Source organism: Corynebacterium lemuris (genome assembly GCF_024919295.1).
GTDB classification, from domain to species: Bacteria; Actinomycetota; Actinomycetes; order Mycobacteriales; family Mycobacteriaceae; genus Corynebacterium; species Corynebacterium lemuris.
Map to the genome: position 1 here is coordinate 68,775 of NZ_JANWTC010000003.1, position 14,036 is coordinate 82,810.

The window sequence follows — 14,036 nt, forward strand, 5'->3', positions numbered from 1 at the left end:
TCGCCCAGATGCTGCCCGACCTGTCCGACGTCCCCGAGTCGCTGCTCGATGAATCCATCTTCGACAGCTTCCTGGCCTGGACCCGATCGCGTGGGATCGAGCTCTACCCCGCGCAGGAGGAGGCCGCCCTGGGGATCCTGGCCGGGGACAACGTCATCCTGGCCACCCCGACAGGTTCAGGCAAGTCGATGGTGGCCAATGCTGCGCACTTCATCGCCATGGCCCGTGGGCAGCGTTCCTTCTACACCGCCCCCATCAAGGCGCTGGTGAGCGAGAAATTCTTCGCCCTGTGCGAGATCTTCGGCCCCGAGAACGTCGGGATGATGACCGGTGACGCCACCGTCAACGGCAAGGCCCCCATCATCGCCGCCACCGCGGAGATCGTGGCCAACATCGCGTTGCGCGACGGGGCGGCCGCCGCCATCGACCAGGTGGTCATGGACGAGTTCCACTACTACTCCGATCCGGAGCGCGGTTGGGCCTGGCAGGTGCCGCTGCTGGAGCTGCCGAAGGCGCAGTTCCTGCTCATGTCCGCCACCCTCGGTGACACCGCCTCCCTGGAGCAGGACCTCACGGAGCGCACGGGACGCACCACCAACCTGGTCGCCGGTACCACCCGTCCGGTGCCGCTGGACTTCTCCTACGTCTACACCCCGGTCCACGAGACGATCGAGGAGCTGCTCGAGGGCGGTAAGGCCCCGATCTACGTGGTGCACTTCTCCCAGCGGGAGGCCACCGAACGTGCCCAGGCGCTGACCAGCCTGAAGATCATCGACGACGAAACCAAGGAGAAGATCGTCGCCGAGATCGGTGCCTTCCGCTTCACCACCGCCTACGGTAAACAGCTCTCCCGGCTGCTGCGCCGGGGCATCGGTGTGCACCACGCGGGCATGCTGCCCAAATACCGCCGTCTGGTCGAGCGTCTCTCCCAGACCGGCCTGCTCAAGGTCATCTGCGGCACCGACACACTCGGTGTGGGTATCAACGTGCCCATCCGCACGGTGCTCCTGACCGGTCTGGCGAAATTCGACGGCACCCGTCAGCGCATCCTGAAGTCCCGCGAGTTCCACCAGATCGCCGGCCGCGCGGGCCGTGCGGGTTATGACACGGAGGGCACCGTCGTGGTGGAGGCCCCCGAGCACGAGATCGAGAACTGGCGGCTGCGCGAGCGTGCCGGCACCGACCCGAAGAAGCTGAAGAAGCTGCGCCTGAAGTCCGTGCGTGAGGGCGAGGTCACCTGGTCGGAGAGGACCTACGAACGGTTGACCGTGGCGGAGCCGGAGCCGATGAGCTCCCAGTTCCGCATGACCAACTCCATGCTGCTCAACGTCATCGCCCGACCGGGCAACGGTTATGAGCACCTGAAGCACCTGCTGCGCACCAACCATGACACCCGGGCCAAGCAGAACCGTGACATCCTCCACACCCTGGAGCTGTTCAAGGGACTGCTCAACGCCGAGATCGTGGTCAAGGCCGCGGACGGCACCGACCAGGAGGGTCGCCCCTACCACCTCACGCAGGAGCTGCAGCGCGACTTCGCGCTCAACCAGCCGCTGTCGCCTTTTGCGCTGGCCGCCCTGACGCTCCTGGACAAGGAATCCGACTCCTACACCCTCGACGTGATCTCCACCTTCGAGGCGATCCTGGATGATCCCCGGCCGCTGCTGCAGGCCCAGCAGAAGCAGGCCCGCGGCGAGGAGATCGCGGCACTCAAGGCCGAGGGGGTGGACTACACCGAGCGCATGGCCATCGTGGAGGACATCACCTGGCCCAAACCGCTGGAGGAGGAGCTCGAGGATGCCTACGACACCTTCGCCGAGGGGCATCCCTGGGCCAAGGAGTTCGAGCTCTCCCCGAAGTCGGTGGTGCGCGACATGATCGAGCACGCCATGACCTTCTCGGATCTGATCGCCACCTACGGGCTGGCGCGTTCCGAGGGGGTGGTGCTGCGCTACCTCACCGATGCCTGGCGTACGTTGCGCCAGTCCGTGCCTCTGGAGGCCCTCACCGATGAGCTGGAGGACGTCATCGAGTGGCTCGGTGAGCTCATCCGTCAGGTGGACAGCTCACTGATCGACGAATGGGCCCAGATGGGTGATGAGGACACCCCCATCTCCAAGGAGGATCTGGAGCGCGAGCTCGCCTTCGGCCTGGAGGACCCCACCGCGCTCACCGCGAACAAGCGGGCCTTCACCATCATGGTGCGCAACCTCATGTTCCGTATCGTGGAGCTCTTCGCCTGGGAGAAGGAGGACCGTCTCGCCGAGCTGCTCGACTACCTCGAGCGCGACGAGAAGCCGGACTGGGGCGCCGAGCTCGACTCCTATTTTGACGAGTACGCCGACCTGGACACGGGTGCCGATGCCCGCAGCAACGAGTACTTCTCCCTCAAGCAGGAGGGCCGGGAGTGGACCGCCCGTCAGCTGATCAAGGACCCGGAGGGCGACAACTCCTTCCAGCTGCTGGCGGTCGTGGACCTCAATGCCTCCGATGAAGCCGGCGAGGTGCGACTGAAATCGCTGGAGATAGTGCGGAACTAACCGTTGCCGCGCTGCCTGAGGATGTAGCGCGCGGTCCCCGCGACCACACGGTCTTCGTCGTCGATGAGCGCGGCCAGGAGCTGTTCCGCCCCCGGGCCGGGGATCTCCGCGAGCGCCTGAACCAGGCGCAGGCGCGCCGCCGGGGTGGTGCCCGCTGCTGCGAGCAGCTCCTCCAGCTCGTCGACGACCTTCTCGTCCGCGGGGGCCAGCTCACCCAGCAGCTCTGCGGCCTCCACGTCCTTCAGCCCCTCGACGATCATCCCCAGCAGCCGGGGCACCATCCCTGCCCTCCCCCGCCGGCTGAGAGCCAGAATGGCACGGCTGCGGATGAGGTCATCGGCGTCGTCGGCAAGCGTCTCCAGGAGCTTGTCGACGCCCGCTCCCGCCATCCCCGTCAGCAGGCTCACCGCGGGCTGGCGCACCCGGGGGTTCTTCGCCGCCAGCGCCGCCCGTTGCCGGACCGCGGGGTCACCGGAACGCAGCTGCCGGAGTACGTCGATGACCTCCAGCAGTTCCGCTGTTTCCTCCGGTTGTTCATGCCGGACCAGCTGCAGGCGGCGCAGCAACTCCCGGTCCCGGTTGATCCGCTGCCTGGTCTCCGCGATGAGCCGGTCGATCATGGTGGGCAGGCCCCCGACCCCCTCGGCCAGGAGTTGCGCGATATGGGCCAGTGGCAACCCGAGGGAGCGCAGAGCCTCCACCTGCAGGAGCTGGCGGAGGTCCTCCTCCGAGTAGTCGCGGTAGCCGCCGGAGGTGCGCGCATGAGGGCTGACCAGCCCCAGCTCCTCGTAGTGGCGGAGCATGCGCGCGCTGATCCCGGTGCGACGGGAGACCTCCCCGATGAGCATCAGGCCTCCGCCGGCAGGTAGTAACCGCCGTTGTGGATGCGGCGGGCCTGTTTCATGGAACCGGTGAAGTCGGCGTCGGGGTCATCCAGCAGCGCGCGGGTGGCCCGGGCGTGGACCGCTGTCTCTTCGTCGGCGAAGCTGCGCTCCAGGAGGGGGCGGCTCACCTCCCCGAGTGTCACCAGCACGCGGCTGAGGCTGCGGCGGGATTCGTGGTCGCGCCGACCGAGTTCGGTGGCCAGCTCCTCGGCGAGCCCCGAGGCCTGATCCGCGTCCACCAGTCCGGCGGCGGTGCGCCAGGCGGTGCGGGCGACCTCATCGTCGGCGTCGTGCAGCAGCTCTCGCGTGATGGCCGCTGCGGTCGAGGGCTCACCGATCTTGGAGAGGGTGTGCAGTACCTGGCTGCGCATCCGGGGATTCTCCGAGTGCAGCTGCGGCAACAGCACCGGCAGGCTCTCCTCTTTCGGGCGCCGGATGAGCGCCCAGGTGAGCATGTCCCGGACGAAGAAGTCCGGCTCTGCACCGAAGCGCTCCACGAGTATCTCGGTGGAGACGAGATCCGGGGAGGTACCTGCCTGCATGGCGGCGCGCAGTCGGACCGAGGGGTCGGCGGCGGACAGGGCCTGGTGGAGTCGTCCGGTGTCCGGGGTCGGGTTGTCAGTGGTCATCTAAGATCACCCCTGGAAACCCCTGCCTTCAGGCATGGGGAGGAAAGGGGTGCGCTGGACGTTGCGTTGATTTTCGACATTCTGCTTAACAACTTCCCAGGAGTGAGCCGCCGACTATGGCGACGACATACGCGTTGGCCCAGAACGCGAGAACCCCAGGTACACGACGTTGTTGCCCGACCTGATGTGGCACCTCTGGACAGCCCATCAGTGGTGGGGTATAGCTGGCGGTGTGGACGAGATCGTGCGCTACACCTACCGCCTGCGCCCCGGTGCCCAAGCGCAGCGATCGTTGTCCCAGGAATGGGGTCGGTGCCGGTTCCTGTGGAATGAAGCCGTCCACCAACACACGACCGGTAACAGGCCGACTCTTGCGAAGCTGGGGAAGCTGCTCACCGAGCTGCGGGGGAAGAACGCGTGGATGCGGGAGGGATCCCAGGTCGCCCAACAGGCCACGCTCCGCGCTTATGCGCAGGCACTCCAGCAGTCCTACACCGTCAAGGGCCGGGGTCGACCCAGGTACAAGGCGAAGAAACGCACGTGGGCGTCGCTGGAGTACTCCACCCGGGGTTTCTCCCTCCGGGACGGCCGACTGAAACTTCCCAAGGGGGTGTCGATTCCGGTGGTGTGGTCCCGGGAACTGCCCTCCGTCCCGACGAGTGTGCGCGTCTATCAGGACAGTCTCGGTGACTGGTATGCCTCGTTCGTAGTCCGCCGCGAGGCGAAGCCAGCACCCGAGGCTGAGGGACGTATCGGTATCGACTGGGGTGTGTCCACTACCGCGACGACCACCGACGAACACTATGACCTGCCGTATCTGGGGCACCGCAGGCGCTGCGCTGCCGAGCTTGCGAAAGCCCAGCGCACAATGGCGCGGCGTCACCGCAAGGGCGGCAAGCAGTCGAACGGGTATCAACGGGCCCGCCGTCAGACCGCCAGGCTGCACAAGAAAGCAGCCCGGCAGACTGAGCATGACTCCCGGGTGTGGGCCAAAAGGGTCACCGACCATCATGATCTGATCGCGGTGGAAGACTTCCACCCGATGTTTCTCACCAGGTCCACGATGGCGCGGAAGGCCGCGGATGCCGCCATCGGTGCGGCCAAGCGGGAACTTGTCACCAGTGCCGCGCGGGCTGGCCGGAAGGTGGTGCTGGTCACGCCCGCCTACACGACCATGACGTGTTCGGGGTGTTTCGCGAGAGCCAAGCAACCACCCGGACTCGGAGAACGCACCTTCCGGTGCCAGGCGTGCGGATACACCGCGGGTCGGGACCGGAACGCTGCCAGGGTGATCCTGGCTGTGGCAGAACGGGGCCACACCAGTGTTGAGGACATAAGACATGTGCAGCCGCCCTCCGGGGAGGTTGTGGATGCGGTCTGAGCTGGAAATCCCCCGGCTTTAGCCGTGGGGAACCGTTAAGTCTGTCTCCTTTCCCCTCTCACCCAACACCCTGCCACTGTGTGAAGGTCAAGGAAACATACGCGGATGCGCTGGTGACGGATGGATGACCGCTCATCCATTCGCGGGTCTCCTGCCGCAGCCCGCACCGCAGTCAACGACGCAGATTCCGCCCGAGCGCCACCAACCCCTGGATGCTCACAACCAGGGCGCAGACCATCCACAGCAGGAGAATAATCCCGCTGACAGCCACAGGTGCCCCAGCAAAAGCAGTGACCACGAAAGCAAGCGAGAGCGCCCCGAAGACCGCGAGGGACCTCCGGAAACGACTCCCAGCACGCTCGGCCTCCATCTGCCGCTTCTCCCTGAGTCCGAGTACCTCATGCGGCACGGCAAAAGGCTGCGGAGCGAAAGGCGGTGGGAGGTGGGGCGGCGGAGACGCCGCCATCGCGGGTTCCACGTAGGGGGTCTGCGGCGCACTGAACTCGCGGTCCCACGGTGCTTCAGGTTCGGTGTCAAAGACGGGAACCGCCGGTGGCGGCGTGTTCGGGATCTCCTCAGGCACCGGATTAAGCGGAGCCACCTCCGGCACTACATCGTCGACGGTGGTTGACGCGACTCCGGCATCCACCGGAATCTCATCCGCAGCCTCCTCCACTTCCCCGGATTCCACTTCTGTGACGTCCTGGTCCAGTTCGGCCAGCCGTTGCTCCGCCCAGGCGGCGAAGTCCGTGGTGGCGATCATGGGTGTGCCGAACCGGCGGGCGAGGGCAGATTTCCCGTCCCGGGCGCCGGGATCATCGGTGACCAGCACATCACACCGGGTCTTGGTCACCGCCTGCTTGTATTCCAGCCCCAGGTTGTCGCAGAGGGAGGCCATCGGCTCACCGTGGGCGTACCGTTCGTTGTTGAGGAAGAGGGACCCTCGGAAAGCCACACGTGTGCCCTCCTGCAGCAGCTCATGGGTATCCGTCCCCAGAAGAGCAACAGCAGTCTCAACAGGTGCCGGAGATGGTGCCATCGGTTCAACCTGAAGTTCCACTGATGCAGGCACAACCGGTGCTGCCGGAGACCCAGAAACCACCGGGGCCGGCGCTGCCTCGTACCAGGTCTCAAAATCCTCCTGGGAGATGATCGGTTTACCGTACTCCCGGGCATTCTGGGCCTTGCGCGACATGGAACCGACATCACCGGCGACCAGTACGTCGCACCGGCTCTTGGAGACACCCGTCTTGTACTCAAGATCCCGGTCTGCGCACAGCTGTGTCAGGCGTTCATCATCCGCCGGGCCTCCGAGAAGGTAGTTACGGCCGGTGAAGGCCACCCGGGTTCCGGGTGCCAACAGCCGGGTGAGGTCACGCGCCATGTCGAGGGGTGCGGGCAGATCACCGGGTATCACCCCCAGGGCGACTACCTGGTCCAGAAGCTCCTGGTGCATCACCGCAGTCCAGAAACCGCGGGAGATCGCCCACGAAGACATGAGTTCAGCACACTCCCGTACCTCATCAGCATCGAGATCCTCCCTGGCGCCACCGGACATCGCTGCCCACGCTGCATCAGAGTCCGTGGCCTGCCGCGGGTCGAGGACCATCGGTGATTCCGGGGCCCAGGAAGGGAGGAGGACCGCGCCCTCCCGGTCCCGGTCCGGAACCGGGACCACCTGGCCGCGCCGGGGCCGGAATCCGCCGGACCGGAACTGCTCCACCATGTTCCCGCAACGGGTGGCCACATCGTCGCCGGTGGGAGTGAGGTCGAACTCCATGATGTCGTAGCCGACACCGAGGCCGATGTTCATGCCTTTCTCCTGGTGGCGGACAGCTCGTTCCAGCATCGCCAGGCGGTCGCCGATGACCACTCCCCCGGCCGCCTGGCGCAGCAGCAGCGGCCAGAAATCACCCAGGGTCGGGGCCATGGCCAGTCCACCGGCAGGCACCCGGTGGGTCTGTCCGAAGGCGCCCAGGTCGGCCATGGGGTTGATCCAGGAGCCGAAGTCGGCCACCTTGCGGTCTCCCTCGAAAATGATGACGTGGATGCGGGCGATGTGTTCGCTGACGCCGAAGTTCACCCCGTCGAAGGAGAGGAAGACCTGGCGGCTGGTGTCCAGTTCATTGGACACCTCGCGGCGCACCTTGCGGACGAGGGCATTATTGGCCCGGATGTGGCGCTGCTCGACCGGGGTGCTGAAACGCAGACGCTCGAGATCCACCGCACGCGAGAGGGCGACGTAGAACTGTCCGTCGGTGGCGGTTCCGCCCTTGAGGTCGATGAACAGCCGGGGAATGGTCTTGCCCTGGCTCTTGTGGATGGTCAGTGCCCAGGCGAGGATCACCGGGAGCTGCGTGATGGATCCGATGTCCTCGCTGGCCAGCCGGCCCGCAGTGACGGTGGGTCGTTGGATCTGCCAGACGTGGGGCCGCAGGGTGACCACCTCACCGCTGTGGTCGAGCCGGACGCTGATGGTCTCCGCGGAGGCGTCGATGATGGTGGCGAAGCTGCCGTTGACGAATCGATCCACCGGGTCGTTGATCACCGTCATCACCCGAGCACCGACGGCGTAGTGCAGTTCCTCGGTACCGCTGAAAGTAAATCCGGAGGTCTCCCCCTCTTTCACCGCGTGGGAGACAAACTTCTCTGTCGGCAGTTCCGCCAGTTTCCGCGCGTTGATCCGCTCAACATTGCGACGGAACGCGGTGAGTGTCACCCAGCCATCAGGGGCATTGAACTCCGGGTCGACGTTCTCGTTGAGCCGGTCCAGGGTCTCCTTGGTCACCGAGCCCTCGCGGACGTCATTGAGGATGTCGACGAACTCCGGGTCCGTCTGGCGCCACACCGTGGTCAGGTGCACCTCGGTGAGACGGACGTCAGGGAAACAGTGGGCGGAGAAGAAGTACGGGGTCTCCCAGCGTTCGTTGAACAGCTCCCGCTCATTGTCGGGCAGGACCGGCGGCAGCTGCAGCAGATCACCCACCAGGATGAGCTGCACCCCGCCGAAGGGTTCCTCGCTGCGGCGGATCAGACGCAGCGCCTTGTCCATCATGTCGAACAGGTCCGCCCGCACCATCGAGATCTCATCCACGACGAGGACCTCCACCTTGCGGAGCACCTCGGTGACCCGGTTCGAAGGCGACCACTTCCCACCCTCCCCCAGGTCATCGGGGTACATTCCCGGCCGGAAACCAAAGGTCCGGTGGATGGTGAAGCCGTCGATGTTCAGTGCCGCAACTCCGGTGGGGGCGGTGACCAGCGTGCTGGTCCCCACCTCATCGGCGGTTTCCAGGTAGGTGCGCAGCAGTGTCGACTTGCCGGTACCTGCCTTGCCGGTGATGAGGACGTTCATACCGGAGCGGATCTGTGACAGAGCCTCGGCGAACTCAGGGGTGATAGAAATCTCGGACATGACTGCCCATTGAAGCAGACGGTCAACACATCAACTGAAACTTGGCAATCGTTTGTTCGAACGCCTCCCCCAAAGCAGTGGGGTACCGTCCGCCGCCACGGTTGCTCAGGCAGAATGGATACCCATGTCCACCATTGTTGATGCTGTTGCTGCGCTGCGTGAGCTTCCCACCGTCGCCCATCAGGGCCTGACGTTTGAGAAGCTGATGGTCAACTTCATCCGCCTGGACCCCACCCTGTCGCAGCAGTACGACGAGGTGTGCCGCTGGGAGGACTGGGCCTATAACGGCGGCCAGGCTGATACCGGCATCGACCTGGTGGCCCGCCGCCGCGAGGACGGCCGGTGGACAGCTATCCAGTGCAAGTTCTATCTGCCGTCGACCAGCCTGCAGAAACGTCACCTCGACTCCTTCTTCGAGGCCTCCGGGCGCAGCTTCGTCACCGAGAACGGCACGGAGTCGTTCGCCAACCGGTTGATCATCTCGACGACTGATCAGTGGTCGGCCAACGCGGAGGCCATGCTGGAGAATCAGGTCATCCCCACCAACCGCATCGGCCTGGGGGCGATCGCTGATTCCCCCATCAACTGGGACATCGCCTACCCCGGCTCCGAGTTGACCATCAACCTGGAGCGCAAGGAGACTTTCGAGCCGCGCCCGCACCAGGAAACCGCGATCTCCAAGGCGATCGAGGGCTTTCACACCCACGACCGCGGCAAGCTCATCATGGCCTGTGGCACCGGTAAGACTTTCACCGCACTGCGCCTGGCTGAACGGTTCGCAGACAACAACGGCGGCCGGGCCCGGGTGCTCTTCCTTGTGCCCTCCATCGCTCTGCTGTCGCAGACCCTGAAGGAATGGACCGCCCAGACCCAGGTGGACCTGCGTTCCTACGCGGTGTGCTCGGACACCAAGGTCTCCCGCGGTGCGGAGGACATCGCCGCCTACGACCTGGAGGTCCCGGTCTCCACGGACGGCAAGGACATCGCCGCACGTCTGGCACGGAGCAAACGTGCTGCCGGGCTGACCGTGGTGTTCTCCACCTACCAGTCCCTGCCGGCCATCCACGACGCGCAGCAGCAGGGCCTGGAGGACTTCGACCTGGTCATCTGCGACGAGGCCCACCGCACCACCGGCGTGACACTCGCCAGGGAGGATTCCTCCCATTTCGTGCGCATCCACGACAACACCTACATCCAGGCCACCAAGCGGCTGTACATGACCGCCACCCCGCGCATGTTCGCCGACCAGATCAAGGGCAAAGCCGAGGAGCACTCGGCTGAGATCGCCTCCATGGACGATGAGGCCATCTACGGCCCTGAGTTCCACTACCTGGGTTTCGGCGAGGCCGTGGAGAAGGGCCTGCTCACCGACTACAAGGTCCTGGTGATGACCGTCGACGAGCAGCTCGCCTCGGACACCATGGCGCGTTTCACCCCGGCCCCGGGCCAGGAACTGACTCTCGATCTGGCATCGGCAATGATCGGCACCTGGAACGGGCTGACCAAACGCTCCGGCCGCGAGCAGGGCACCAAATCCGGCTTTGAGCACGGAGCAGAAGCCATGCAGCGCACGGTGGCCTTTGCACAGGACATCAAGACCTCGAAGCAGATCACCGATGCTTTCCCCGCGCTGATCGCCAGCTACACCGACTCCCTGCGGGAGAAGGCCGCACTCAACGACGTCTCCCTGCACAACGCCGATATCTCGGTGGCCGCCAACCACGTCGACGGCACCATGAACGCGATGCAGCGCGAGTCTCTGCTCACCTGGTTGGAGGCCCCCGTCCCGGACAACGAGACCCGCATGCTCACCAACGCCCGTTGTCTGTCGGAGGGGGTGGACGTGCCGGCCCTGGATGCCGTCGTCTTCTTCAACCCCCGTAACTCCCAGGTCGATGTCGTCCAGTCGGTGGGCCGGGTGATGCGCAAATCTGAAGGCAAAGACTACGGCTACATCATCCTGCCCATTGCCGTTCCTCCCGGGGTGGAACCCTCGACCGTGCTCAACGACAACAAGCGGTTTCGGGTCGTGTGGCAGATCCTCAACGCCCTGCGCTCCCACGACGACCGTTTCAACGCCAAGATCAACTCCATCGCTCTCAACGAGGGCAGCATCACGGATTTGCCCGTCGACATCGAACACCTCCCTGGCAAGTCCGTCGGTGGCCAGTCTGAGCAGCCCCTGGATGACAAGACCAACGAGGTCACCCAGATGGTGCTGTTCTCCCTGGAGCAGTGGCAGGAGGCGATGTACACCAAGCTCGTGGACAAGGTCGGCGACCGCACCTACTGGGAGGACTGGGCCGATGATGTCGCCGATATCGCCGCAGCCCACATCACCCGCATCACCTCGCTTCTCGACGTCGCCGACCCCACCGTCGCAGCCGAGTTCGACCGCTTCGTCGAGGGGCTGCGCGGCAATCTCAACGACTCGATCACCGAGGCCGAGGCGATCAGCATGCTTTCCCAGCATCTGATCACCGCCCCGGTTTTCGATGCCCTGTTCGCGGAGCATGATTTCGCCTCTCACAACCCCGTGTCCCGGGTCATGCAACGCATGGTCGAAGTCCTTGACGACTCCCAGCTGGATGCCGAGACGGAAAAACTGGAGTCCTTCTACCACTCCGTGCGTCGGCGGGCCTCGGACGTCACCTCAGCATCGGGTAAGCAGACGGTGATCAAGGACCTCTACGAACGCTTCTTCAAGAAGGCCTTCCGACGACAGTCCGAGGCCCTCGGCATCGTCTACACCCCCATCGAGATCGTCGACTTCATCCTCCGTGCCGCCGATGAGGTCTCCCGCGAGCACTTCGGCCGGGGGCTCACCGATGAGGGGGTCCATGTCCTCGACCCCTTCACCGGCACGGGCACGTTTGTCGTGCGCCTGCTGCAGTCCGGACTGATCGAGCCGCATGATCTGGCCCGTAAATACGCGGAGGAACTGCATGCCACCGAGATTATGCTCCTGGCCTACTACGTCGCAGCCGTCAACATCGAGACCACCTACCACGGTCTGCTCAATGAGAAGGCCCTACGCGAGGGGGCAGAGGCTCCCGGCTATGAGCCGTTTGGTGGAATCATTCTGGCCGACACTTTTCAGATCGATGAAGCGGACGACAAACTCGATCGTGAAATCTTCGAGCAGAACAACGCCCGGATCACGCGGCAGAAGACCACCCCGATCCATGTCATCGTCGGCAACCCGCCCTATTCCGTCGGACAGACTAGCGCGAATGACCTCAACGCGAACCTGAAGTACCCGACCTTGGACGGGCGGATCGAGCAGACGTATGCAGCGAAATCGACGGCCACGAACAAGAACTCCCTCTACGATTCCTACCTACGTGCCTTCCGCTGGGCCACCGACCGCGTCGAGGAGGGGGTGGTGGCGTTCGTGTCCAACGGCGGGTGGATCGACGCCAACACCGGCGACGGCGTGCGCCTGAGCCTGGCAAAGGACTACTCCGAGCTGTACGTATTCAACTTGCGGGGCAATCAACGCACCGCGGGTGAGCAGTCCCGCAAGGAGGGTGGCAAAGTCTTCGGTACCGGTAGCCGGGCAACGATTGCGATCATCATCGGGGTGAAGAAGACGGAGGCGACCGGGTGCCGGATCTTCTACCGGGACATCGGTAACTACCTCACCACACCGGAGAAGCTGGAGATCATCGACACCTCGACGATTGCATCAACTCCATGGGAGGAAATCACCCCGAACAGTCACGGCGACTGGGTGAATCAGCGCTCTGATGATTTCGGAACCTGGCCGGTGCTGGGCGACAAGAAGAATCCGGAAGTTCCCACCTTCTTCGTGAATTATTCTCGTGGGTTGTCGACTGCTCGTGATACGTGGTGTTACGGGCAGACCACGACTCAGGTCACCGACAACATCGAGACTTTGCTGCACACCTATGATGCAGCCCGGGAGCGTTTCCAGGACTGGGCCCGAGCCCAAGGGGTGCAGTCGCCCAAGGAAGCTGATGTCAACCGCTTCCTCCAGGGCAACCCGGATCTGGCGGATACGACCAGGATTTCCTGGAACCGCAGTCTGAAGAATCTCCTGGCCCGAGACCGGAACCTCGAATTCAAGGCCAGCTCTCTGACGAGATCTCTGTATCGGCCGTTTACTCCGATGAGGGCCTACTTCAATCGGGAACTCAACGACATGATTTACCAGTTGCCGTCGATGTTCCCGACCCCGAACCACGACAACATCGGCTTCGTGGTCATGGCGCCCAGAGACGCTGCTTCATTTGCTGTCCTGGCTACTGCACTGCTGCCAGATTTATCCTTTTTCACCTACACCGGCCAGTTCTTCCCGCGCTGGACCTGGCAGCCCATCGCGGCGCCTGAGGGTGAGCTGGACTTCGGCGGGGGCACGGCGGCGTCGATAAGCGCACCAGGTACCGAAGGCGAGGTCCTCGACGGTTACCGCCGGGTCGACAACATCACCGACGAGATTCTGGCTCTCTACCGGGAAGCGCTGGGCAGCGATGTCACGAAGGACGACATCTTCTATTTCGTCTACGGCCAACTCCACGATCCCAGTTACCGGGAGGCCTATGCGGCTGATCTGAAGAAAATGCTCCCGCATATTGAAACGCCCACAGACCGGGCACGGTTTGATCAGCTGACGGCTGCCGGCCGAGAGCTGATGGACCTGCACATCGGCTACGAGGATGTCGAACCATGGCCGGTGGACATCCAGGTCAAGAAGACCGCCGACCCGGATGAGCAGGAGACCTGGCGGGTGACGAAGCTGAAGTGGGCGAAGTTACGCGATCCGGAGACCAAGAAGTTGATCGACGATCGCACCACGCTGGTCTACAACACCAAGGTGACCATCGCCGGTATCCCTCTGGAAGCCGATGAGTACATGCTGGGGGCCCGTTCCGCCCTGGCGTGGATCATCGACCGCTACCAGGTGAAGAAGGACAAGGCCTCCGGCATTATCAATGACCCCAACGACTGGGCCGATGAGGTGGGAAACCCGCGCTACATCGTGGATCTCATCGCCAGAACCACCCGGATAGCTGTGGAAACCGTGCGGATCGTGGACACTCTGCGACGTTACTAATGGGACTCAAGTTACTGGAGTTACATAAAAAACGGGCTTCTCCCCTGTTTTTTCTGTAGTCTGGCAGCCATAACTTCATAACGATGTTTCCGATGATCACCAGGAGAGTG

General features: G+C 64.1%; 6 protein-coding genes. 3 read left to right on the top strand and 3 right to left on the bottom strand.

The genetic code is table 11. The annotated features are described in order from the left end of the window. Positions 1-8: 8 nt before the first annotated feature. Positions 9-2,540 (top strand): DEAD/DEAH box helicase, encoded by a 2,532-nt coding sequence (locus NYP18_RS05630; RefSeq protein WP_259427436.1) that lies wholly within the window; start codon positions 9-11, stop codon positions 2,538-2,540. Here the strand turns inward: NYP18_RS05630 and NYP18_RS05635 are convergent. Together NYP18_RS05635 and NYP18_RS05640 are read right to left on the bottom strand one after the other, a co-directional pair. Next, entirely contained in the window at positions 2,537-3,388 is an 852-nt protein-coding gene (locus NYP18_RS05635; protein ID WP_259427197.1) for a MerR family transcriptional regulator, read from the bottom strand. The two genes, NYP18_RS05630 and NYP18_RS05635, sit on opposite strands and share 4 nt — an antisense overlap. Then, positions 3,388-4,053, bottom strand: coding sequence for a HEAT repeat domain-containing protein (locus NYP18_RS05640; RefSeq protein WP_259427198.1), 666 nt, complete (start codon positions 4,051-4,053; stop codon positions 3,388-3,390). The genes NYP18_RS05635 and NYP18_RS05640 overlap by 1 nt, the downstream gene beginning before the upstream one ends. Before the next feature lie 232 nt (positions 4,054-4,285). Between NYP18_RS05640 and NYP18_RS05645 the strand changes: the two genes are divergently transcribed. Then, positions 4,286-5,434, top strand: a complete 1,149-nt coding sequence (locus NYP18_RS05645; RefSeq protein ID WP_439648055.1) for an RNA-guided endonuclease InsQ/TnpB family protein — start codon at positions 4,286-4,288, stop codon at positions 5,432-5,434. Positions 5,435-5,606: 172 nt separating this feature from the next. Here the strand turns inward: NYP18_RS05645 and NYP18_RS05650 are convergent, their stop codons facing one another. After that, positions 5,607-8,849, bottom strand: coding sequence for an AAA family ATPase (locus NYP18_RS05650; RefSeq protein ID WP_259427199.1), 3,243 nt, complete (start codon positions 8,847-8,849; stop codon positions 5,607-5,609). Positions 8,850-8,973: 124 nt separating this feature from the next. Between NYP18_RS05650 and NYP18_RS05655 the strand changes: the two genes are divergently transcribed. Then, the gene (locus NYP18_RS05655) at positions 8,974-13,926 is read left to right on the top strand and encodes a DEAD/DEAH box helicase (protein WP_259427200.1); all 4,953 of its coding nucleotides are present in this window, start codon (positions 8,974-8,976) and stop codon (positions 13,924-13,926) included. Positions 13,927-14,036: the final 110 nt, after the last annotated feature.

Coding starts and splice junctions, on each gene's coding strand:
- NYP18_RS05635 (WP_259427197.1), bottom strand. CDS start 3,388: ATGCTCATCGGGGAGGTCTCCCGTCGCACCGGGATCAGCGCGCGCATG.
- NYP18_RS05640 (WP_259427198.1), bottom strand. CDS start 4,053: ATGACCACTGACAACCCGACCCCGGACACCGGACGACTCCACCAGGCC.
- NYP18_RS05655 (WP_259427200.1), top strand. CDS start 8,974: ATGTCCACCATTGTTGATGCTGTTGCTGCGCTGCGTGAGCTTCCCACC.
- NYP18_RS05650 (WP_259427199.1), bottom strand. CDS start 8,849: ATGTCCGAGATTTCTATCACCCCTGAGTTCGCCGAGGCTCTGTCACAG.
- NYP18_RS05630 (WP_259427436.1), top strand. CDS start 9: ATGCTGCCCGACCTGTCCGACGTCCCCGAGTCGCTGCTCGATGAATCC.